This is a genomic window from Vibrio sp. S12_S33, from assembly GCF_963889785.1.
Taxonomy (GTDB): domain Bacteria; phylum Pseudomonadota; class Gammaproteobacteria; order Enterobacterales; family Vibrionaceae; genus Vibrio; species Vibrio aestuarianus.
Genome location: NZ_CAWPQZ010000004.1, coordinates 82,821 through 104,961 on the forward strand (window position 1 = coordinate 82,821; position 22,141 = coordinate 104,961).

A 22,141-nucleotide genomic window follows, 5' to 3' on the forward strand; every position below is an offset into this window, starting at 1 on the left:
GTGGAAGAAAGCGTCAATATTTATTTAAAGTTAAAAACAGATTCGGTTTATAAAATAGGTTTGTTCAACAACACGGTTAGGCACGAGTGATATTGGTGCCCGCCTGGCCTTCTAGGATGCGTAAGCCATCTTGTAGCGCGCCAATGCCCACCACCTTGCCGCCTTGTTTGATAAATTCACAAGAAGCTTCAATTTTTGGCCCCATGGAGCCGGCATCAAATTGGTAGTTCGCAAGTTCGCTTGGCGTTGTGCTGCGTAGTGCATGTTGGGTTGGTTTGCCCCAATCAAGGTAGACAGCATCGGCATCGGTCAAAATAAGCAATGCGTCAGCATTCAATTGTTTGGCAAGGAATGCCGCAGACATATCTTTGTCGATAACCGCTTCGACACCGACTAATTTGCCGTTTTCGCGCTTGACGGGAATACCGCCACCGCCAGTACAAATCACTAGGTGACCTGCATCGATAAGTTGAGTGATTGCTTCGTGTTCAACAATGCCAGTTGGCTGTGGGCTAGGGACTACGCGGCGGAAATATTGGCCGTCAGGTTTGACGGTCCAGTGGTATTTTTCTGCTAATTCACGTGCTTCCGCTTCTTGGTAAACTGGGCCAATTGGTTTGGTTGGGTTTGCAAATGCAGGATCTTTTGGATCAACCGTCATTTGTGTCAACATGCAAGAGATGTTGCGTTCAGGCAGCATGTTTTTGAATTCTTGCATCAACATATAGCCAATCATTCCTTGGGTTTCACTGCCCAATACGTCGAGTGGATATGGTGCGACTTTCTTGTATTCAAGGCCTTGTAGTGCAAGCAAACCCACTTGAGGGCCATTTCCATGCACAAGCACTACGTTATATTCTTTAGCAATTTCGGAAATGGTTTTCACTGCAACTTCAATATTGCGACGTTGAACATCGGCTTCTAATGGCTCACCACGACGAAGCAATGCGTTTCCGCCTAATGCAACAACAACAGTTTGTTTGGTCATAATCATGTCTCTTTAAAGGTGAGTTGAGGCTTGCAGAGGAAATAGCCCCAACTCATTTGTTAACCAGTGAAAGTGGTATTAGATACCGTCACGCTCAATTGGGCAGCTCATGCAGCGAGCACCACCGCGGCCACGGCCAAGTTCATCGCCTGGAATTGGCAATACTGTAATTCCCGCTTTGTCGTATTTTTCGTTGGTGTAGGTGTTGCCTTCATAGCCGATTACCACGCCAGGTTTAACGGTTAGAACATTGTTTGCATCGTTCCACTGTTCGCGTTCTGCGTTGAAGTTGTCACCACCAGTCGTGATTAGGTTGAGTTTATCGACGCCAAGCGCTTTTTCGATAGCGGTAACGAAGTAACCTTCTTCTTTGACGTTAACGGCACCAGACTCATCACCAGTTAGGGTCCAGCATTTCACATCTTTACGCACTACTTCTGGGTAAACTGAGAAGGTGTCTTCACGCATGTGTGTCATAACGGTATCTAAGTGCATGCAAGAACGATGTTTTGGTAGTTCCATAGCAATAATTTGTTTAGCTTGACCGTGTTTAAATAGGCCTGCCGCTAAGTGTTCAACGCCTTGCGCGGTTGTGCGTTCAGACATACCAATCAGTACCGCACCTTTACCAATCACTAGAACATCACCACCTTCAATGGTTGAGTTGTCGTAATTAATGCTTTCATCATCACCGAAGTATTTAATGAAATCTTGACCTGCGAAGCTTGGGTGCCAACGGTAAATCGCACGGACATGGTTGGTTTCGCGTTGACGCGCAGGTTTGGCCATCGGGTTAATTGACACGCCACCGTATACCCAGCAAGAAGTGTCACGAGTAAATAGATGGTTTGGTAGTGGTTCGATAATGAAATCAGTCGGTGCATGTAAGCCTTGCATCATTGAAGAGGATTTCATTGGCATTTCAGCGTAAGACAAACCACCAGTCAGAATTTTTGCCAGTTCAAGGTTTGGTAAGTCGCTTAAGTAACAGCGCACGTCATTAGCAAATTTTTTACCAAGGCGGTAATCAGATACCTGTTTGGTTAGTAGCCAATCTTTCGCGACTGGGACTGCTAGTGTGTCAGCCAATAGGTCAGTTAGTAGTAAAACTTCAACACCTTGCTCACGCAGCGTTTGTGTGAATGCATCATGTTCTTTACCGGCACGTTCTACGGCTAAAACATCATCAAACAAAAGATCGTGACAGTTTGATGGCGTTAAGTGAGTGAGAGAGCGTCTAGGGCGGTGAACAAGAACTCGACGCAATTGACCAATTTCAGAACCAACATATAGCTTACTCATAATATTATCTCTCTTAATCTATATGTATTTATTCCGTTTTATTTTTTGAAATTTAATTCAACTTATTTGGGATAAACACATAATTATTTCTGTAGGGAATTCAGTATGAATTTATTTATTCACTTCCGTGTTCTGCAATTAATATTACCCTTGATTAAAAGATGTTCTTAGAGGTGCATCACAGAATTATTTATATTAAAAATGAACTGTAATTGTCTATTTTTAACAATGTTTATGCATCGGTTTGTTATTTTTTATTTTGATTTTTACATCTTGTTTTTTGGATTAAAATTCACGAATTGCCTACTAAATATCTACTATTTATAATGATTTGAGTGTTGGTGGGAATTTTATGCATTAACAGTAGGTTTAAAAATGGTGTGAGTTGTCAATTCTATGCATTTTTAAAGGGTATGTAATTGAATGTAACCCAGTGGTTAGTGTGTTTGTAACAAAACTTTTTTAATGAAAGTTGATCATGGTCAGGTTTGAAAATTCAACAGTTCGGAAAGGAATTTTACTTTTTAATAAGTTTAATTTGTTCTCGGATGATATTTACTAATAAGGGAAACAAATCAGTGATAGCGGTGAGGCGTATTTAGTCATAAAAAGTTGTTATTTATCCAAGCAACGACTTCAAGTTGTTTGGGTATACCCTTTCTATTTGAAGCTGCAGCGGTGTTGGCTATATTCGCTCACCCCAATCACATAGTTTATCTATGCTCATCGGGATGAACTCACTTGCCGCCTACCTGCAACTTCAAATGGTTTGGATATATGAATTATTCATATTCGCTGAGTTCGGTATTATTTGTTAATCGATGTTTTGTTCACTCGCTAAGAGCAGACCTATCATCTAGTGTTGTGATGATTGATTACGATGGGAGAGCCGTGGCGAGGTATCTGATTCTAAGTGGTGGTAACAAGCTTTGGTTGATGCCTATGCAAGTTGAAAGAAAGGTGATTAGCTTGAGTTGCAAGGTATATTAATCAATATATTAGATACGAAAAAGCCGCAATGAAGCGGCTTTGAATCAGCGAGAGGAAACCAGTTTATTGAGTTATAGCATGGCACCGATGCTGAGAGACAACATGATGAATACACATAGAATACCCAATAGCGGAGCAACCCATTTCACCCAGCGCACGTAAGGAACGCGAGCGATTGCTAAGCCGCCCATTACTACTGCAGAGGTTGGTGTTACAAGGTTGACAATACCAGATGCAGATTGATAAGCAGTAACCACTAAGTCACGGCCAATGCCGGCAAAATCGGCTAATGGAGCCATGATAGGCATGGTAAGTACCGCTAAACCAGAAGACGATGGTACAAGGAATGAAAGAAGAATTTCTAATAAATACATTACGTTAATAAAAACGATTGATGAAAGACCAGTTACCATTTGTTCTGCTGAGAACAAAATAGTGTCAGTTATCATACCGCGGTCCATAATAACCACGATGCCACGAGCGATACCAATGATCAGCGCCACACCCAGTAGGTCGCGAGCACCATCAATGAAGCTTGTGGTGAACTCTTCTTCGCTCATACGAGCAATTAAACCGATGATAATGGTAGCACCTAAGAACATGGCGGAAATCTCAGCCATCCACCATCCGGCAACGGATACACCGTAAATCATCACACCAAAAGCGGCAGCAAAAATTGATAGAATCACTTTACGAGTCGCAGTGAACTCAAGTTTTTCACCGTTTTGATTACCTAGGAAGTGCGCTTTGTTCTCTTCATACTTGTCGTAGACAATTGACTTAGTTTGATCGGCACGAACCATTTTTGCATAGCGCATAACGTATATTACACAGATAATCCAGCCAACAACCAGCATTCCAGCGCGGAGCATTATGCCGTCAGTAAATGGAATGCCAGCAGCATTCGCGGCAATAACGGTTGCAAATGGGTTGATGGTCGAACCTAATGTACCGATACCCGCCCCAAGCAATACCGTTGCGGCTGCAACGAGTGGGTCAAAACGCGCGGCCATCATCACGGGTACAAGAAGCGTATAGAAGGGAAGAGATTCCTCAGCCATACCATAAATAGTTCCGCCAGCGGCAAATAGGGCCATCAATATAGGGATCATGAGCTCTTCTCGGCCTTCAAGGCGCGCGGTTACTCTTTCTATCCCAGCATCAATTGCTCCTGTTTTGGTTACTAAGCCGAGGAAGCCACCAATCACCAATATAAATAGTGATACGTCAATTGCTGCCGCTTCATAGCTATTGTGGTCGTAAAAACCATCAATCGGAGCCATCAGAACATCAATTACACCTTGTGGGTTGCCTTCAGCGGCCTGATAGGTACCAGCAATCGGCACTTCTTTGCCCAAATCTTCATTCATGGTGCGTTGGTATTGACCTGCCGGAACAATCCAAGTTAACAACGCAACCAGAGCAATAAGAATAAATAAAATAGTATAAGCTGAAGGGAATTTGAAGTTGGCAAAGAAGCCACCTTTCGGTTCCGTAGATACAGTTTGGGTTGTCATAATGTTCTCCTTACACCCAGAGAGTAAAAATATTCTGAGTGTTTTTATCGGCTAATATTCTTAACTCATCCATTATTTCAATTATTTATTACCATGAAATAAATGAGTGAATAAAAATTATTGGATATTAAAAATCAACAAGATGGTTGATAAAGTTTGTTTGTTATTTTTGAGTTTTTAGGCTCTTGTTTTAAATGAGTATGTGTGGATTTTAAAGTGAGTGCTTATAACTAACCTAGGGGTGCTTCACAAAAAAGTAGTGTGAAAATTAGCCTTATTTTTTTTGCTGTGTTTATAGAGGGTAATTGTGTGTAAATAATGGAATTATATTCTTATTAATTATGTAGGTTTGCTTTGTAAAGGGCTGCTGTCTAGCTGTGAATCAATTGCTTGGAATTTTATTCAAAGTATAGAATTTTTAATTAAAATTCATTTTCCGCACTTTCATTGATTTATATCAAATTTAAATGGAAGCTTTGATTGATGAGCATAAGAAAAAGGGAGCCGAAGCTCCCTAAGTATTAATTTTATGGAGTATTACATCAAAATGTTTGTGAATAGTAAGCCAAAGCCTATGCTGAAAGCCATGCTGAGTAAGCCAGGAATCATGAAGCTATGGTTAAAGATATATTTTCCGATACGAGTGGTTCCTGTGCGGTCAAAATCAATTGAAGCAATAATAGGGCCATAATTGGGAATAAAGAAGTAACCATTTACTGCAACAAATACGGCGATAATGATCGCTGGTGGTAACCCTAGTGTGATGGCTACAGGTACTAATACTGCTGTTGTTGCTCCCTGGCTATTCACCATAACGGATAGCGCAAATAGAGCGAAAGCAAATGTCCATGGAGCTACTTCAACCAAACCTGAAACTGCTTCTTTTACCATTGCACCGTGTCCGCCAATAAAAGTATCGCCTAACCAAGCAATACCAAAAATAGCAACGATAGCGCGCATACCAGCGTGGAAGACGGAACCTTGACTTATCGCATTACCATTTGGCTTACAGACCAAAATGATTAATGCTGCAATTGATAACATCACTATTTCAATTGTGTGCGCCATTCCCATCGGAGAACCATTAAACTGAGGGCGTAGACTTGGTATTGCTCCCATAATGACGACGATGAGTGCACCAAACAAGAATAGAGCTACCGACTTTTTAGCCTGTGGAGTGATTTGAATATCTTCAACAGAGACTTCTTGATCCATTTCTGCTCTAAATTCAGGGTCTTGTAGACGACGCTGATATTCAGGGTCATCTTTGAGCTCAATCCCGATTTTATTCACAAATAAGCAAGCACAGGCTAAACCTAGAAAGGTGCTTGGAATAGTTATCATCAGCACGTTGGCTAAGGTGATGCCCTGTGGTTCGAGAAAAGCAACGAGAGCGACAACTGCAGCCGCGATTGGACTTGCTACGATTGCGAATTGTGAGGCGATAACAGCCATGCCAAGTGGTCGTTCTGGGCGAATGCCGCTACGACGGCTCACTTCAGCGATTACTGGTAGTACTGAATAAGCAACGTGCCCGGTTCCTGCCATCATTGTGAAAAAGTAAGTTACTAAAGGTGCGATAAAAGTGATGTGACGTGGGTTTTTGTGCAGAATATTAGTCGCAATTTTAATGAGATAATCGAGACCGCCAGCAGCTTGCATGGATGCCGCTGCGGCAACTACGGCCATGATCATCAACATAACATCGATGGGAGGACTGGTTGGTTGCATTCCAAACACAAAACTTAGTATAGCAAGGCCAATGCCGCCCATGACACCAAGCCCGATACCACCAATCCTTGCACCAATTAGGATACATCCTAATACGATAAGGAATTCAATTAAGAACATCTTTTTACTCCTAAAGATAATTAAAATATAACTATTCTACCGACTGATTCATGTTCAATTCTGATTTTTAAAATCAATGATTTAAAACAATGTTTTGTGGATTATCGGCTGCTAGAAAGTAAAAAGGCCCTGAAGCAGGGCCTTTTGGGATTACTCGTAGCGTTTTGCTTTGTATTGAGGATGCATAAAGTTTTCGACAGACAGAATGTCATCTAACTCTTCAGCGGTGAGCAGACCGCGCTCAAGTACAACTTCACGCACACTCTTACCAGTTTCTGCACAAATCTTACCGACAATGTCACCTTCGTGGTGACCAATGTATGGGTTCAGGTAAGTAACGATACCGATGGAGTTGAATACGTAAGCTTCACATACTTCTTTGTTCACAGTGATGCCATCGACACATTTGTCACGCAAGTTGACACAAGCATTAGATAGAATTTCGATAGATTCAAACATGCTTTGTGCAATCACTGGCTCCATTACGTTTAACTGTAATTGACCACCTTCTGCTGCGAATGAAATGGTATTGTCATTACCGAGAACTTTAAAGCAAACTTGGTTAACCACTTCAGGAACAACAGGGTTAACTTTTGCAGGCATGATAGAAGAACCAGCTTGAAGCTCTGGTAGGTTCAATTCATTTAAACCAGCACGAGGACCAGAAGAAAGCAGACGTAGATCGTTACAGATCTTAGATAATTTAACGGCTAGGCGTTTTAGTGCGCCGTGAGTCATTACATAGGCACCACAGTCAGAGGTTGCTTCAATTAAATCTTCAGCGGGAACAACATCAAGCCCCGTGACTGCCGCTAGGTGTTTTACTGCAGCAGCTTGGTAACCTGGAGCTGCATTAAGGCCGGTACCGATAGCCGTTGCACCAAGGTTAATTTCAAGTAGCAGTTTTGAGGTGTATTCAAGGTTGCGAATTTCTTCGTTGATGGTTACAGCCCAGGCATGGAACTCTTGACCAACAGTCATTGGTACCGCGTCTTGTAACTGAGTGCGGCCCATTTTCAAAATACCTGAGAATTCTTGGCTTTTAAGTTCAAATGCTCCTTTAAGGTATTCGATTGAATCAATCAATTTACGAATGCTATTGTATACCGCAACACGGAAACCTGTCGGGTAAGCACAGTTGGTTGACTGGCTCTTATTCACATGGTCGTTAGGGTTAATGAACTCATATTGACCTTTTTCTTTACCCATCAATTCAAGCGCTACGTTGGCGATAACTTCGTTAGTATTCATATTAACAGAAGTACCCGCACCACCTTGATAAACGTCTGATGGGAATTGATCCATGCACTTACCTGTTTCAAGGATCAAATCACACGCTTGGATGATGTAGTTAGCTACTTGGCTTGGCACCACGCCAAGTTCTTTGTTTGCCAATGCGGCTGCTTTTTTAGTCATGATCATGCCGCGCACAAATTCTGGCACATCAGAGATGGTTGCTTTTGAAATGTTGAAGTTTTCGATAGCGCGTAGAGTGTGAATACCGTAGTAAGCATCAGATGGAACGTGACGTTGACCTAAAAGATCTTCTTCAATACGAGTGGCTTGGTTAGCGATAGCTGCTTCAGATAGGGTAGCCATAACAGGATCCTTAGAGAATTATTCTGATAATTAGTGGAATTATTAGCCATTTCTGCAGTTTAAGAATCCATTCGTCAGAGTTTTTGGCTGGAAAATCCATCCTGACTTCTGTGGCACATAATACGCAACCTATAATTAAAAAATAGTAACTTGATCACTTTTTTAGCCAATATTTGATTAAATTTTCATAAGCATCAATATGCGTTAAATTTATGTTTCAAACGCTAGTTTACGTTGGATATTTGCCTAGAAACTGTGATGAAAAAGTAGCAGTCTAAAAGGGAGAGGATCACAAATAGTTACTTAAATTTGTGTGAGATCTTGTTACGGGAACCGCTCATCACTTGCGGCCACAGAGTGTAGGCGCTAATGTGTAGAGCAACAAAGGAGGGCGTGTGTTTCCTATCTTACTTTTACTCTTTATTTTTGTACCGATTATAGAAATTGGTCTGTTTATTCAAGTTGGTGGCATTTTAGGATTGTGGCCAACGATCGCATTAGTGCTGCTTACCGCATTTGTTGGCGCATCTTTAGTTCGTAGCCAGGGTCTACAAACTTTGCTGAGTGTGCAAAATCGTTTGCAACAAGGGGAATTACCCGCACAGCAGATTTTTGAAGGGGTTATGTTGGCGGTGGCTGGCGTGTTGTTGTTAACCCCCGGTTTTATGACGGACGCGCTCGGGATGTTGGTATTGCTACCTGCGCCACGAGCAGTAATCGCCAAGTATCTGATGAGTAAAATGGTGGTAAAAGGTATGGCGAGTGGTTTTCATTCTAGCCCTTATGAACATGCTCCTTTCCATCACGATTCCCATCGTTCGTCAGAGCAAGGCGATACATTTGAAGGTGAGTTTGAACGTAAAGATAACGACCGCAATAAACTCAATTAAATAAGGCTCGTTGCCCCACATCACTTGAAGTTACAACTTCAAGTGATGTGGGGGACGGGTATTTTTACTGTTATTGTTTACGGTTTTAAAATAAATGTTAAAAATTAAATGTCGAAATAGTTTGCTTAGTTAAATTTAAAGGCCTATAGTGGCCTCGCTCTGTTGTTCAGGGTTATTAATGAAACAAAAAATAAAAGTAAAAGTAAATTCTCAGAATCCCATCGTAAAAGTTGTTGTCCTCAGTGTTTCCCTTACCTTATTAGTAACATTAAATAATTCAATCTTTCAGTGCATTGTGCATAAGCACGATAACTCTATGAATTTAAATAAAAGGGACACATTATGTCTAACAAAACAACTGGTTCTGTAAAATGGTTTAACGAAACTAAAGGTTTCGGTTTTCTTACTCAAGACAACGGTGGCGCTGACGTGTTCGTACACTTCAATGCAATCGCTTCTGACGGTTTCAAAACTCTAATTGAAGGCCAAAAAGTGTCTTTCAATGTAGAAAACGGCCAAAAAGGCCTACAAGCGGCTCAAGTAACCGTATTGTAATTCTGTCCAATATACAGAATATAGAAAAGGTCGCCTAGGCGACCTTTTTGCTATCTGCAGGTTTGTTTCTTAACTATTTGGGCTGCTACTGTGCGCCTTCAAAGTCCATTTGACGCCATGCTTCAAACGCAATAATGGCGACCGCATTCGATAAGTTTAAACTGCGAGCTTCTGGCATCATTGGTATACGGATACGCTGTTCCATCGGTAAGCTTTCAATCACCTCTGTTGGTAATCCTCTGGTTTCAGGGCCAAACATTAGCACATCACCTTTTTGAAATTTTGCATCAACATGATGACCGGTTGTTTTGGTGGTGCAGGCAAAAATTCGATAGGTTTGGCGTTCATTGTTTAGGTATTCCATAAATGCATTAAGATCTTTATGGCGTGTTACTCGCGCTAAATCATGGTAATCGAGACCTGCACGGCGCACTTTCTTTTCTTCTAAATCAAAACCAAGTGGTTCAATTAAGTGTAAGTTGGCACCACAATTGGCGCATAAACGAATAATATTGCCAGTGTTTGGGGCGATTTCAGGCTCGTAAAGTGCGATATCAAACATCTTATAACGGCTCTTTAGGGAATATGTGTGGCCAGTATAAAGGGGTCGCTGCATTGGTTACAAGCAACCACTTTATAGGATGAGTTTGAATCAGGCGTTAAGTGGCAATGAAATTTGTACTTTTAGGCCGCCTAACTCGCTACGACTGGCTGTAATGGTTCCGCAGTGTTGGCGAATAGCACTTTCTGTGATGGCAAGACCTAAGCCAGTGCCGCCACTGTGGCGATCTCGCGCGGTTGATACTCGATAGAATGGACGAAAAATATCATCCAATTCATTGTCAGGAACCCCTTCACCATTGTCTTCAACACTGACCAAAAGCGATGCCTTGTTGGTAGAAAAGGTCACTTTTATCTGATCTTCACCATAGTAAATAGCATTACGTACGATGTTTTCTAGCGCACTCATTAAGAGTTTCGGGTTACCCACAATAGATCTATCGGGAATGGGGTTATAGCTGAGAGCTTTATTTCTTTGCTCTGCTTCAAATTGAGCATCGTTCAGGAGTTCTTCCCATAAGCTAGACAGAGGCTGTGTTTCGCGACTTAAATGGCTGTCAGTTTGCGTGCGCGAAAGCTGCAACAGCTCTCCAATCATTTGTTCTAGGCGTTGCGCTTCGGTATCAATCCGTTCTAATTCAGAGCTCTCACCTTGTTTACGAACCGCGAGTGCATTTGCCATGCGTAGCCGTGTTAGTGGTGAGCGTAACTCGTGAGAAATATCAGATAACAACCGTTGTTGTCCCGAAATCATCTGGTTCACGGCTTCGACCATCTGGTTAAAGCTTTCTCCTGCTTGACGAAATTCATTGGTGCCTTTTTCCAATTGTGGATCAACCACGAATTCGCCACGAGCAACCCGTTTGGCTGCTTGCTCTAAGCGGCTTGCTGGTTTGCTCAATGCCCATGCTAGCCACAATAATAATGGGGTACTGACGAGCATCACCGCAAGCAGCAATTGAAAGGGGCGATCAAACAGTTGTAGTAAGAATGGAGGAGGCTCATTCCAGCGAATACCGACGTAAAGTAATAAATCTTGTTTGGCGAGAGTAATTGGTACTGGGCCCGCTAGCATGTATTTGCCGTAAAGCTTTTGTTGTGGCTTATCAATCGATTCAATACTAGTGACAAAATTCTGTAACACCTTCAATTTGAAGTCGGTTTGAGTCTTTGTGGTTAAAATGGTGCCATCTTGTTGAGTGATAAAGAACTGAGGGCGATTCGTATTATCGCGTTTATGACCTTCTCCACGTTTCGTATTGCCACTGCTTTCTAGTTGAAAAAGAATTCGCGTTAATTCGTTATCGTTTTTAAAAGTATGTTCAATCTTTTCTTTCAGCATCTCAAGGCGTTGATATTCATCACTAGGAAGATCGCGTGTTTTACGAGGGTCAAGGTGTGGCAAAGCTAGCACTGCAATCAGCACCAGTAGCATTGTGAGCCAGAAAATGGCAAAAATACGGCCATAGAGGCTATTTATTTTGGGTAGGTGCATTAATCCTCCAAAATCATTAAATAGCCACGACCACGTAGCGTTTTAATGCGTGGCTTACCATCAATGCGTTCTGGTAATTTTTTACGTAAATTTGAAACGTGCATATCAATAGCACGGTCAAATGCGGCGAGTCTTTTACCTAATACGTCGATACTGAGGTTTTCTTTAGTGAGTGTTTCTCCTGGGTTTTGCACAAAGTGTGTAAGTAGCGCAAATTCAGTAGTGGTCAGGTCGAGTAATTGACCTTGGCAATAAGCTTCTTGCTTACTCGGATAGACCTGAATGTCCTGGCATTCGATAACATCACTCGGTTTGGTGCTGTGATTGGGCTGTGATCGACGCAAGATTGCTCGGATGCGGGCCAGTAATTCTCGGTCGCTAAAGGGTTTGGGCAAATAGTCGTCAGCGCCCAGTTCCAAGCCAATTACTCGGTCGATTTCTTCGCCTTTGGCGGTCAGCATTAACACTGGAGTACACCAGTTCTCTCGTAGCCGTTTGAGTGTTTCCATGCCATTAAGCTTGGGCATCATCACATCTAGCAACACTAAGTCAATGCCGCTATGTATCGTAGTGAGACCGGCTTCTCCATCATTTGCCTCTGATACTTCAAAGCCTTCATAGCTCAGAACTTCTTTGAGTAAGCTTGTTAACTCGGTATCGTCATCAATTAGAAGAATATGTGCCATGTGCAGCCTCGTGCGTTATCAGGTTATTTGGGTATAGTTTACTGTGAAATAGCGCAGATATTCAGTGTGTGAGTCGCTCTTTACGATTCTTTACGCTCACTATACGTCGCTTTACCTTGTAGCATCTATTCTATATTCAAGCGCTGAGAACACAGCCTCTTAACAATCCACTTAGTGAAGGAATAGATTATGAACATGACAAAAAAAATGGTACTTGCTGCGGTTGTACTTCCTCTTACTCTTGGTACTGCTAGTGTTTTCGCATACGGTGGTGGTAAAGGGCAATACAAAAGATCTGATGATGAATGTGGTCGTGGAGCAGACCGCGGCATCATGCAGCAATTAGACCTTACTGCTGACCAACAAGCAAAACTCAAAGAGATGCGCGGCGCAAACCGTGATCAAATGAAAAATGAATTTAAAGGTCAAAAGCAAGCTCAGATGCAGGCGCATCACGCTAAAGTTCAAGCCTTGGTGTTAGCCGATAACTTTGATGAAGCTGCTGCCAATGAACTTGCAAAAGAGATGGTTGACCAGCAAGTATCTCATCGTGTGAAAATGCTTGAAAAGCGTCATGACATGTTGAGTGTGCTCACTCCAGAACAAAAAGTTAAATTCCAAGAGTTGCAGCAAGAACGCATGCAAAAATGTATGGCAAATGGCCCAAAAAAGATGAAGAAAAACGGTTAATTACCGAAACAGGTCTCTCTATGAGGCCTGTTCATTTTTGTGGCATATTCATTGTCAGATGAAGAAGGTATACTTTCACTACACTTTATTCATGATTTCGGTGCTATGAAACAAGAATACGCCCGCTTGGTTACCCTTGCCGCATGGACAGCCACAATGGTTGCAACCGTGCTTCTGATTGTCAAAGTGATTGCTTGGTGGATCACAGGCTCTGTTAGTTTACTCGCCTCACTGATCGATTCTTTACTCGATATTGCTGCTTCGGTGGTCAACTTGATTGTGGTGCGCTATGCATTACAACCAGCAGATAAAGAGCATGCCTTTGGGCATGGCAAAGCAGAGTCCTTGGCCGCACTTGCGCAAGCGATGTTTATTTCAGGTTCTGCCTGTTTCCTCATTCTTAATGGTGTTGACCGATTTTTCCGCCCACATGAATTAACCTCTCCCGAATATGGGGTTTACGTCAGTTTCTTTGCCATGGTTGTAACATCCGGTTTGGTGATGTTCCAAAAGCATGTGGTGAAGAAAACCGGCAGTCAGGCGATAGCCGCTGATTCTCTACATTATCAAACTGATCTTTTCATGAATGCTGCTATTATGCTGGCGCTAGCTCTGAGCTGGTACGGCTTTAAACAGGCAGATGCGGTATTTGCGGTCGGGATTGGTCTTTATATCTTATACAGTGCATTTCGTATGGTGATGGAAGCGATTCACACCTTACTCGATCGAAAACTACCTGATGAAGAATTAGCGCAGATCCATGCTGAGTGTCTGTCTGTTGAAGGGGTATTAGGGGTTCATGAATTGCGAACACGAATGTCAGGACCTGTAAGATTCATTCAATTGCATTTGGAATTAGATGACAACATGCCATTGATTGAAGCGCATCGCATTGCTGATGATGTAGAAGATAAATTGCTCGACGCTTTTCCTGGGGCAGATGTATTAATCCATCAAGATCCTTACTCAGTTGTGTTTGGCTCAGAAAAAAAGCAAAAAACACAAGGCTGGTAGCGACAGAAATACGCTTATTGGCTATTTTTTGTGTGAGTAATAAACAAGAGTGATTCTGATGTGAATCAACAAAGTATTAACGCAAAGCTGTAATACTCTTACATAAGTAGTAAAGTTACATAATTTCACGCAAATAACAGTAGTATTCCTTTTTAGGAAAGGTAACATTACGCGTAGATTATCAAGATTTTGTTGCCTGTTTTGTCGTTAACAGGCAGCGTTAAAATTAGTATTAAGTTTACAAAAAATCGAGGGTGAGCATGATTAAGAAAATCGGTATTTTGACAAGTGGCGGTGACGCACCTGGTATGAATGCAGCAATTCGTGGTGTTGTTCGTACTGCGCTAGGTGCTGATTTGGAAGTATATGGTATTTATGATGGCTACCTTGGCCTGTACGAAGACCGTATCAAGCAACTTGACCGCTCAAGTGTTTCTGATGTGATCAACAAGGGTGGTACATTCCTTGGTTCGGCACGTTTCCCTGAGTTTCGTGAAGTAGCGATTCGTGAGAAAGCGATTGAAAACCTGAAAAAACACGGCATCGATGCTCTTGTGGTTATCGGTGGTGATGGCTCTTATATGGGCGCAAAAAAACTGACTGAGATGGGTTTCCCATGTATCGGTCTGCCTGGTACTATCGATAACGATATCGCAGGTACCGATTACACTATCGGTTACTTAACAGCATTAAATACAGTTATTGATGCGATTGACCGTTTACGTGATACTTCTTCATCTCACCAACGTATTTCTATTGTTGAGATCATGGGCCGTCACTGTGGTGATTTGACGCTGATGTCTGCCATTGCTGGTGGTTGTGAGTATATCATTACTCCTGAAACTGGCCTGGATATGGCGCAGCTTACTGCGAATATCCAAGATGGTATTAAGAAAGGTAAAAAGCATGCGATTATTGCTTTAACCGAGCTAATGATGGATGCCAACCAACTGGCGAAAGAAATTGAAAAAGCGACGGGTCGTGAAACTCGTGCGACAGTTCTTGGTCACATTCAACGTGGTGGTCGTCCAACAGCATTTGACCGTGTACTAGCATCACGCATGGGTAACTTCGCTGTTCACCTACTGCTTGATGGTCAAGGTGGTCGTTGTGTTGGTATTCAAAAAGAGCAGTTAGTTCACCATGACATCATTGATGCTATCGAAAACATGAAGCGTCCAGTACGTCATGACTTGTTCAAAGTGGCTGAAGAGTTGTTCTAATCTGAGCTATACCCTTCCTACTTGATGTTGCAGCGGTGTTGGTTACGTTTGCTCACCCCAATCACATAGTTTATCTATGCTCATAGGGATTCACTCACTTGCCGCCTACCTGAAACTTCAAGTTGTTTGGGGATATATTGTAAATTGAACTTGAAAAAAAGACCGCAAATGCGGTCTTTTTGCCTTTTCACACTATAGGATGATTTCACGTACTTCAGGATCTTTGCGTTCCAAGTAGTGAATAGATTTGATACGACGAATGGTACGACAACGGCCACGGATCAATAGAGTTTCAGTGGTCGCAATATTGCCTTTACGCGTTATACCTTCTAATAAATCACCTTTGGTGATGCCGGTTGCAGAGAAAATGACATTATCGCTACGCGCCATGTCTTCCATTTTCAGCACTACACCCGCTTCAACGCCCATTTCAGCACAACGAGCGAGCTCTTTTGCGCCATAAATTCGGTTTTCTTCGGTATTGCCCTTCACTTCATGACGAGGCAGTAGACGACCGTGCATATCGCCATCAAGAGCGCGAATGACAGCAGCAGATACCACACCTTCAGGTGCGCCACCGATACAATACATCACATCCACTTCGCTATCTGGCATACAAGTTAAAATAGAAGCAGCCACATCACCATCAGGCACAGCGAAAACGCGAACGCCCATCTGTTGCATCTGTGCAATCATCACATCGTGGCGAGGTTTAGCTAAAGTGGTGACGACTAGGGTATCGAGTGGTTTATTGAGTGCTGCGGCGATATTTTCTAGGTTCTCTTTTAATGGTTTGTTGAGGTCAATACAGCCTTTTGCACCCGGACCAACCACCAATTTTTCCATGTACATATCTGGGGCTTTAAGGAAACTTCCTTTTTCGCCAGCGGCTAATACAGCCAGCGCGTTAGATTGCCCCATAGCGGTCATGCGAGTACCTTCAATGGGATCGACTGCGATATCAACTTTGTCGCCACCTAGGCCTACTTGCTCACCAATATAAAGCATCGGCGCGTCGTCGATTTCGCCTTCACCAATGACAATTTCACCTAAGATTTCGGTTTTGTTGAGAAGATTACGCATGACTTCGACTGCCGCGCCGTCTGCGGCATTTTTATCGCCTCGACCAAGCCATTTATAACCAGCCAGTGCAGCACCTTCGGTTACTCGAGAGAATGCCATTGCTAAATCGCGTTTCATGCTAACTCCAAAGAAAAGGGAATAGGAAATTTCGGCGGCGATTTTAACATATCAAATCGGAAACGTTTGCTTTTTTAGTTCGTAAGGATTGCACTTGATCAAATCCAAGCGTTAAATTTGCTAAATCAGCGCGGAGAAATACTGTTTTACCGAGTCGCTGTGTGGCTTAAGTTAGGCTAGGGTCAATTTGAGTTTGTTTTTTAACCGAATAGTGAAAAATTTCGCATATAGTGAGTGTTTATAAGCGCCGGGCTGAGTAGAATGGCTCAATAAGTGAAATTATGTTCACCTCAACCGAATCATTAAGGGTATGCACCATGTCTTTTGAAGTATTAGAACTACTAGAAGCAAAAATTCAAACCGCAGTTGATACAATTGCACTTCTGCAAATGGAAGTTGAAGAGTTAAAAGAAGAGAAACAGCAGTTGATCACTGAAGCTAATGAGCTAAAAGCGGGTCGTGAAGAGCTTGAGCAAAAAGCACAACAAATGCAGCAAGAACATGCAGCATGGCAAGACCGTATTCGTAACCTATTAGGTAAGATGGATGACGTAGAGTAATCTTTCTGCTTACGATTAAAATAACAATGCCGACGAATGTCGGCATTGTTATTTTAAGTTTCTTTTACTACGATTGGTATTATGCTTTCGGTCTTACGCCCAATGTATGACATAGCGCATAGGTCATTTCGGCACGGTTTAGCGTATAGAAATGGAAATCTTTTACCCCTTCACGGCTTAAAATTCTGACCATGTCGATAGCTTGGCTTGCTCCGACAAGCTGGCGAGTGGTTGGGTCATCATCTAATCCATCGAACTGTTTTGCCATCCAACCCGGCACTTTGACATTGTTTTGTGCAGCAAAGCGCGAGGCTTGTTTGAAGTTGGATACAGGCAAAATTCCCGGTACGATTTCAACATCAATACCCGCCGCCACGCAGCGGTCACGAAAACGTAAGTAGCTTTCTACATCAAAGAAGAACTGGGTAATCGCGCGGTTGGCACCGGCATCAACTTTACGTTTTAGATTAAGTAGGTCAGCTTGTGCACTTTTTGCTTCAGGATGAACCTCTGGAAAGGCGGCAACAGAGATATCAAAATCATGACGTGTTTTTAGTAACTCAACCAGATCTGAAGCATACATTTCTGGCTTGCCACCACCGACAGGAATATCCCCACGCAATGCCACAATGCTTTGAATGCCGTTGTTCCAGTAATCGTCAGCAATTTGAATAAGCTCTTCACGTGATGCATCGATGCAAGTCAAATGAGGGGCTGCGATTAAACCGGTTTGATCTTTGATCTCTTTAATGATGGAGTGAGTACGGTCGCGTTCGCCAGAGTTTGCACCATAAGTGACAGAAACAAATTTAGGTTGCAGCGTTTTTAAGCGATGTACCGAATTCCACAGCGTCTCTTCCATCTTTTCAGAGCTCGGTGGGAAAAATTCAAATGACACATTGATATTGTCAGACAGTTCTGCAATATTTTGGTTTAGTGCATCGATATGACTGGCGTGTGTGTATCCCATCTTACTTCTCCCTGTGGCGAACTTCCTGCCAAACTAAAATCCCTTGAATTGACGTTTAGACGTCTATATGTCCACAGAATGTATTGAATACGTTTTAATGTCAACACTGTAATCATGAAGAATATTCATATTGAACGTGAGTAGAACTCAAGTGAAACGCTGATATAACTCGCAATCAGTTATAGCATTCTTTGTTGGCCAAAAACAAACAAAGGAGCCAATGACTCCTTTAGTTAAAGAAAACTAGACAGCAAGTTTAAATCCGACTGGATTGCTCCTGCAGTTACTTCTCGGCCTGCTCCTGGCCCGCGAATAACCAATGGATTATCACGATACCATTTACTCTCGATGGCAAAAATATTGTCACACGGCCGGAGGTTAGCTAAAGCGTGTTCGCGATCCAGCGCTTCAACCCCAACAGTGGCTTTACCATTCTTTTCAAGCCTTGCTACGTAGCGCAGTACTTTCTCTTCACGTTGTGCTTTTTCAAGACGTTCAGCCAATCTCTCACTCAGTAGTTGGCTCTTATCTAAGAAGTCATCTAACGATAGATTTTTAAGCTCTTCAGGCACCAGTGATTCAACTTTTACGTTTTCTGGCTCAATGTGTAGGCCAGATTCACGAGCTAAAATGACCAGCTTGCGCATCACATCAGAGCCATCGAGGTCACTACGAGGATCGGGTTCTGTTAAGCCTTGTTGCCAAGCAAGATCAACTAACTCGCTAAAAGGAATCGAACCATCAAATTGTTGGAATAGCCATGATAGCGTGCCAGAGAAAATGCCTGACAGCGCGACAATATCATCACCACTTTCACGGAGATCACGAACGGTATGGTTGATAGGTAAACCGGCACCAACCGTCGCATTGTATAACCAATGACGGCTGATCTTAGCAAAGGCATCTTTCACTTGATGATACGACTGACTAGAGGCGGAGCCTGCGACTTTGTTGGCGGAAATTAAGTGCATGCCATGCTCGGCAATATCGAGGTAACGTTCTGCGAGTTCAGAACTGGCTGTGACATCTAACACGATGAGATCGTCATATCCTTGGATATTACTCAAGTGTTGTAGCCATTCCTTACCTTGGTAAGAGATGGCTTCATCATTAAATCGTTCGAGTACCGATTCAGCATTGATGCCTTGTTCATCAAACCAATAGGTTTGGCTGTCGATAACCGCCACCAGTTCAAAGTTCATTCCACGTCGCTTTTCAAGCTCTGATTTTTGCTCTGCAAATAATTTCAGCCAACTCGAACCAATATTACCTTTGCCACATAACGCTAACGCAACACGTTTTTGCGCTTGGAAAAGTTGATTGTGCATGCCTATTACTAGTGGTTCTACTGCGGTTTTGCGTAGCACGGCAACTAAACTAAGCCCAGACTCTGACTCACAAATAAATTCAACTGGGGATGATCTCAACTGTTGGTAAAAACCGTAGCAGTGATTTGGGTTTTTGGTGACGCCTGCGCCAACCGCGCCAACTAAAGAAAACCCTTCTTTGAGTTTAATTTCAGCTTCGAAAGCCGTGTCTTGAAGGTGGGCGAGAGCGCCTCCTGAAATTTCAGTGGTGTAGGCTAGACGTAAGCGGTGTTGATCAGCTTGGGCTTCAAATGCTAGCGGTTCAAGTTGGGCACGTTGTAAGTTGCGCAGAACGCTGCTTTGCAGACGTTGGAAGTCATGACCGTGGCTAAAGGAAAGATCAATCAGCAAGACATCTTCTAACGAGGTGATGATCTTAGCCCCACGTCCAGAAGCAAGCACACGCTCGATATGGGTTGAACCGGATTCGGGTTGATAACTGCAACGTAAGTGTAAATCCATCGAGCTTTGAGCGACAGGTTGTAAAGTTCGGCTATGTAATACTGGCGCGGCCAAGCGCGCCAGTTCACTGGTTTCGTCTAGACGTAAGAGTGGCAGCAAACAAGCATCGCTGACAATGCGTGGGTCTGCGCTGTATACTCCAGCGACGTCACTCCAAATCGTAACTCGATTAACTTCGGCTAATGCACCGATCATGGTGGCAGAATAATCAGAACCATTACGGCCTAGCAATACGGTATCGCCCTGCTCATTTTGTGCCATAAAACCAGTAATGATGATGCGATGATGAACGTGCTGTGCCAGAATTTCTTTTAAAAGAGGATAGGATCGTGAGCGATCAACTTCTGGTTGTGTGCCTGTTTCAGCGCGAAGAAAAGCACGCGCGTCTTGAGCAACCGCGGCAAGATCGTTTTGGTTGAGTAATGCGGCTAGTAAACGTGAAGACCAAACTTCACCATGTCCTAACACGCAGGCTTGCTGTGCCGTATTCAACGGCGCAGACAGTTCACCTAACGCGCGTATTTCGGCATTTAATAGGTCGCGCAAAGTATCGGCTGAGTTGTCATCAAGTAGTGCGTCGATTAGGTTAGTTTGAAATTGACGAACCGCTTGTAGGTTCTCATGCGCCAATCGACCATCTTTGTTGAGAGCTTCAAGAAAGGCAATCAAGTGATTGGTGGTTTTGCCAGCCGCAGAAACCACCACTAAGTCGTTATTGTGTGAATACTCTTTTAAGATATTCACCACTCTTTTATAACATTCAGGGTCAGCAAGGCTACTGCCACCAAATTTATGCAGTTGTCGCAATACAGTCATTAAAATGCCTCCTTGGCTTTGGCAAAGGCTTGTTGTAGATCGGCAATTAAATCGTGAGCATCTTCTAAACCTACAGATAGGCGTAATAGTTGCGTTGAAATGCCCGCTTCAGCTAAAGCTGCGTCACCCATGGCGCGATGTGTCATTGATGCTGGATGGCAAATAAGGCTTTCGACACCACCCAAAGATTCAGCCAGTGAGAATAGCGTTAACTGACCGACAAAAAACTTCAATTGCTCAAAGTTTCCGGCAAATTCAAAACTGAGCATTGAGCCAAATCCTGACTGTTGTTTTTTCGCAATTTCATGACCAGGGTGTTGTGGCAGACTAGGGTGATAAATCGTTTTTACCAATGCTTCGTGTTTCAAATAAGCTAAAATTGCACCAGCATTTTCCTCATGAACACGCATGCGAGCGCCCAACGTACGAATACCACGCAGTGTCATATAGCTGTCAAATGGTGTCCCCGTTGCACCAAGGCAGTTACCCCACCAGGCTAATTCTTCAGCGTGTTGCTCGGTTTTGGTAATAACAACGCCACCGATTACATCAGAGTGACCATTGATGTATTTTGTAGTGGAGTGGATAACGAAGTCTGCCCCAAGCAACAATGGTTTTTGAAATATAGGGGTAAGGAAGGTGTTATCGACGGCCACGAGCGCACCAACTTGATGCGCTTGATGACAAATATCGGCAATATCGACAACGCGTACAAGTGGGTTAGAGGGGGTTTCTAACAATACCAATTTCGGTTTTTTAGCCAGCGCCGCACTTAACGCTTGAGGGTCGGATTGATCAACAAACAAGACATTGAAATCCCCTTTTTGGGCGCGAGTGTTGAATAGACGATAAGTACCACCGTAACAGTCATGGGGGGCAACAATTAGATCATTTGCGCTAAGAAATGCAGACGCCCATAAATTGAGTGCAGAAGTGCCGCAGTTAGTGACGACAGCGCCAAGACCGGACTCGAGTTCATACAGCGCTTTTTCAAGCAAGCCGCGGTTTGGATTTCCTGAACGGGTGTAATCGTATTGAGGTACTTCACCAAAAGCAGGAAAGCCATAATTTGTCGAAAGATAAATTGGTGGTACAACAGCGTGGTATTGAGAATCTGATTCAATACCAGTACGAACAGCGATGGTGGCTGGCTTGCGAGTGGTCATAACGGTTTCCTTGCCTAATAAACTCACTGAGAGTGACATCCTACAGGGGTATTCTTATCTTCTTTAGAGTTGCCGCCGAGAGAAACTCAAGTTACTTTGGGTATACATATACCATATCTGATAATGTTTGATATTGCTGCTTCCCAGACTAATAGCGTTACACTTTACCGATCAAAAAATAAGACGTCAACACTTCTAGACGTCTATATGTCTTTGCTTATGGCGGTAAATCCCGCTAA

18 protein-coding genes are annotated in these 22,141 nt (G+C 43.0%); 6 read left to right on the forward strand and 12 right to left on the reverse strand.

Annotation, left to right across the window (positions count from 1 at the left end; all coding sequences use genetic code 11):
* Nucleotides 1-76 precede the first annotated feature (76 nt).
* The 5 genes from arcC to aspA form a co-directional block, all read right to left on the reverse strand.
* A complete protein-coding gene (gene arcC, locus AACW06_RS03205) occupies nt 77-988 on the reverse strand; it encodes a carbamate kinase (protein WP_192073960.1) in 912 nt (303 codons plus the stop codon).
* A gap of 78 nt (nt 989-1,066) precedes the next feature.
* On the reverse strand, nt 1,067-2,290 hold the full coding sequence (gene arcA / locus AACW06_RS03210; protein ID WP_192073961.1) for an arginine deiminase: 1,224 nt from the start codon (nt 2,288-2,290) through the stop codon (nt 1,067-1,069).
* Between the two features lie 1,061 nt (nt 2,291-3,351).
* Nucleotides 3,352-4,797, reverse strand: coding sequence for a YfcC family protein (locus AACW06_RS03215; protein WP_192073962.1), 1,446 nt, complete (start codon nt 4,795-4,797; stop codon nt 3,352-3,354).
* 537 nt (nt 4,798-5,334) lie between these two features.
* Nucleotides 5,335-6,648: an anaerobic C4-dicarboxylate transporter family protein gene (locus AACW06_RS03220; RefSeq protein ID WP_176247116.1), complete on the reverse strand. Its 1,314-nt coding sequence runs from the start codon at nt 6,646-6,648 to the stop codon at nt 5,335-5,337.
* A 150-nt stretch (nt 6,649-6,798) separates the two neighbouring features.
* Nucleotides 6,799-8,247, reverse strand: coding sequence for an aspartate ammonia-lyase (gene aspA, locus AACW06_RS03225; protein ID WP_192073963.1), 1,449 nt, complete (start codon nt 8,245-8,247; stop codon nt 6,799-6,801).
* 395 nt (nt 8,248-8,642) lie between these two features.
* On the opposite strand from aspA, the gene AACW06_RS03230 reads away from it, so the two are divergent.
* Together AACW06_RS03230 and cspE are read left to right on the forward strand one after the other, a co-directional pair.
* Entirely contained in the window at nt 8,643-9,137 is a 495-nt protein-coding gene (locus AACW06_RS03230) for an FxsA family protein (RefSeq protein WP_192073964.1), read from the forward strand.
* A gap of 342 nt (nt 9,138-9,479) precedes the next feature.
* Nucleotides 9,480-9,692, forward strand: coding sequence for a transcription antiterminator/RNA stability regulator CspE (gene cspE, locus AACW06_RS03235; protein ID WP_013855834.1), 213 nt, complete (start codon nt 9,480-9,482; stop codon nt 9,690-9,692).
* Nucleotides 9,693-9,777: 85 nt separating this feature from the next.
* Here the strand turns inward: cspE and trmL are convergent, their stop codons facing one another.
* From trmL to AACW06_RS03250, 3 genes are all read right to left on the reverse strand, one after another.
* Nucleotides 9,778-10,254 carry a tRNA (uridine(34)/cytosine(34)/5-carboxymethylaminomethyluridine(34)-2'-O)-methyltransferase TrmL gene (trmL, locus tag AACW06_RS03240; protein ID WP_192073965.1) on the reverse strand — a complete coding sequence of 159 codons (477 nt, stop codon included), beginning with the start codon at nt 10,252-10,254 and terminating at the stop codon, nt 9,778-9,780.
* A 90-nt stretch (nt 10,255-10,344) separates the two neighbouring features.
* The gene (cpxA, locus tag AACW06_RS03245; protein ID WP_192073966.1) at nt 10,345-11,748 is read right to left on the reverse strand and encodes an envelope stress sensor histidine kinase CpxA; all 1,404 of its coding nucleotides are present in this window, start codon (nt 11,746-11,748) and stop codon (nt 10,345-10,347) included.
* A complete protein-coding gene (locus AACW06_RS03250; protein ID WP_192073967.1) occupies nt 11,748-12,434 on the reverse strand; it encodes a response regulator in 687 nt (228 codons plus the stop codon). The genes cpxA and AACW06_RS03250 overlap by 1 nt, the downstream gene beginning before the upstream one ends.
* A 189-nt stretch (nt 12,435-12,623) precedes the next feature.
* On the opposite strand from AACW06_RS03250, the gene AACW06_RS03255 reads away from it, so the two are divergent.
* The 3 genes from AACW06_RS03255 to pfkA all read left to right on the forward strand — a co-directional run bounded on the left by AACW06_RS03255 (nt 12,624) and on the right by pfkA (nt 15,361).
* The gene (locus AACW06_RS03255) at nt 12,624-13,124 is read left to right on the forward strand and encodes a CpxP family protein (protein WP_192073968.1); all 501 of its coding nucleotides are present in this window, start codon (nt 12,624-12,626) and stop codon (nt 13,122-13,124) included.
* A 105-nt stretch (nt 13,125-13,229) separates the two neighbouring features.
* The gene (gene fieF / locus AACW06_RS03260; RefSeq protein WP_192074024.1) at nt 13,230-14,138 is read left to right on the forward strand and encodes a CDF family cation-efflux transporter FieF; all 909 of its coding nucleotides are present in this window, start codon (nt 13,230-13,232) and stop codon (nt 14,136-14,138) included.
* A 260-nt stretch (nt 14,139-14,398) separates the two neighbouring features.
* A complete protein-coding gene (gene pfkA, locus AACW06_RS03265) occupies nt 14,399-15,361 on the forward strand; it encodes a 6-phosphofructokinase (protein ID WP_192073969.1) in 963 nt (320 codons plus the stop codon).
* Between the two features lie 192 nt (nt 15,362-15,553).
* Here the strand turns inward: pfkA and glpX are convergent, their stop codons facing one another.
* Nucleotides 15,554-16,561: a class II fructose-bisphosphatase gene (gene glpX, locus AACW06_RS03270; protein ID WP_192073970.1), complete on the reverse strand. Its 1,008-nt coding sequence runs from the start codon at nt 16,559-16,561 to the stop codon at nt 15,554-15,556.
* A 317-nt stretch (nt 16,562-16,878) separates the two neighbouring features.
* On the opposite strand from glpX, the gene zapB reads away from it, so the two are divergent.
* Nucleotides 16,879-17,121, forward strand: a complete 243-nt coding sequence (gene zapB / locus AACW06_RS03275) for a cell division protein ZapB (RefSeq protein WP_053309617.1) — start codon at nt 16,879-16,881, stop codon at nt 17,119-17,121.
* 79 nt (nt 17,122-17,200) lie between these two features.
* On the opposite strand, the gene metF is transcribed toward zapB, so the two are convergent.
* From metF to AACW06_RS03290, 3 genes are all read right to left on the reverse strand, one after another.
* Nucleotides 17,201-18,091 (reverse strand): methylenetetrahydrofolate reductase, encoded by an 891-nt coding sequence (gene metF / locus AACW06_RS03280; protein WP_192073971.1) that lies wholly within the window; start codon nt 18,089-18,091, stop codon nt 17,201-17,203.
* 233 nt (nt 18,092-18,324) lie between these two features.
* Entirely contained in the window at nt 18,325-20,736 is a 2,412-nt protein-coding gene (locus AACW06_RS03285) for a bifunctional aspartate kinase/homoserine dehydrogenase II (protein ID WP_192073972.1), read from the reverse strand.
* Nucleotides 20,736-21,902 (reverse strand): O-succinylhomoserine (thiol)-lyase, encoded by a 1,167-nt coding sequence (locus tag AACW06_RS03290; RefSeq protein ID WP_192073973.1) that lies wholly within the window; start codon nt 21,900-21,902, stop codon nt 20,736-20,738. Before AACW06_RS03290 ends, AACW06_RS03285 begins: the two co-directional genes overlap by 1 nt.
* Nucleotides 21,903-22,141 lie beyond the last annotated feature (239 nt).

Coding starts and splice junctions, on each gene's coding strand:
- AACW06_RS03215 (WP_192073962.1), bottom strand. CDS start 4,797: ATGACAACCCAAACTGTATCTACGGAACCGAAAGGTGGCTTCTTTGCC.
- AACW06_RS03250 (WP_192073967.1), bottom strand. CDS start 12,434: ATGGCACATATTCTTCTAATTGATGACGATACCGAGTTAACAAGCTTA.
- cspE (WP_013855834.1), top strand. CDS start 9,480: ATGTCTAACAAAACAACTGGTTCTGTAAAATGGTTTAACGAAACTAAA.
- zapB (WP_053309617.1), top strand. CDS start 16,879: ATGTCTTTTGAAGTATTAGAACTACTAGAAGCAAAAATTCAAACCGCA.
- AACW06_RS03220 (WP_176247116.1), bottom strand. CDS start 6,648: ATGTTCTTAATTGAATTCCTTATCGTATTAGGATGTATCCTAATTGGT.
- pfkA (WP_192073969.1), top strand. CDS start 14,399: ATGATTAAGAAAATCGGTATTTTGACAAGTGGCGGTGACGCACCTGGT.
- metF (WP_192073971.1), bottom strand. CDS start 18,091: ATGGGATACACACACGCCAGTCATATCGATGCACTAAACCAAAATATT.
- fieF (WP_192074024.1), top strand. CDS start 13,230: ATGAAACAAGAATACGCCCGCTTGGTTACCCTTGCCGCATGGACAGCC.
- aspA (WP_192073963.1), bottom strand. CDS start 8,247: ATGGCTACCCTATCTGAAGCAGCTATCGCTAACCAAGCCACTCGTATT.
- arcC (WP_192073960.1), bottom strand. CDS start 988: ATGACCAAACAAACTGTTGTTGTTGCATTAGGCGGAAACGCATTGCTT.
- AACW06_RS03255 (WP_192073968.1), top strand. CDS start 12,624: ATGAACATGACAAAAAAAATGGTACTTGCTGCGGTTGTACTTCCTCTT.
- AACW06_RS03290 (WP_192073973.1), bottom strand. CDS start 21,902: ATGACCACTCGCAAGCCAGCCACCATCGCTGTTCGTACTGGTATTGAA.
- glpX (WP_192073970.1), bottom strand. CDS start 16,561: ATGAAACGCGATTTAGCAATGGCATTCTCTCGAGTAACCGAAGGTGCT.
- cpxA (WP_192073966.1), bottom strand. CDS start 11,748: ATGCACCTACCCAAAATAAATAGCCTCTATGGCCGTATTTTTGCCATT.
- AACW06_RS03285 (WP_192073972.1), bottom strand. CDS start 20,736: ATGACTGTATTGCGACAACTGCATAAATTTGGTGGCAGTAGCCTTGCT.
- trmL (WP_192073965.1), bottom strand. CDS start 10,254: ATGTTTGATATCGCACTTTACGAGCCTGAAATCGCCCCAAACACTGGC.
- arcA (WP_192073961.1), bottom strand. CDS start 2,290: ATGAGTAAGCTATATGTTGGTTCTGAAATTGGTCAATTGCGTCGAGTT.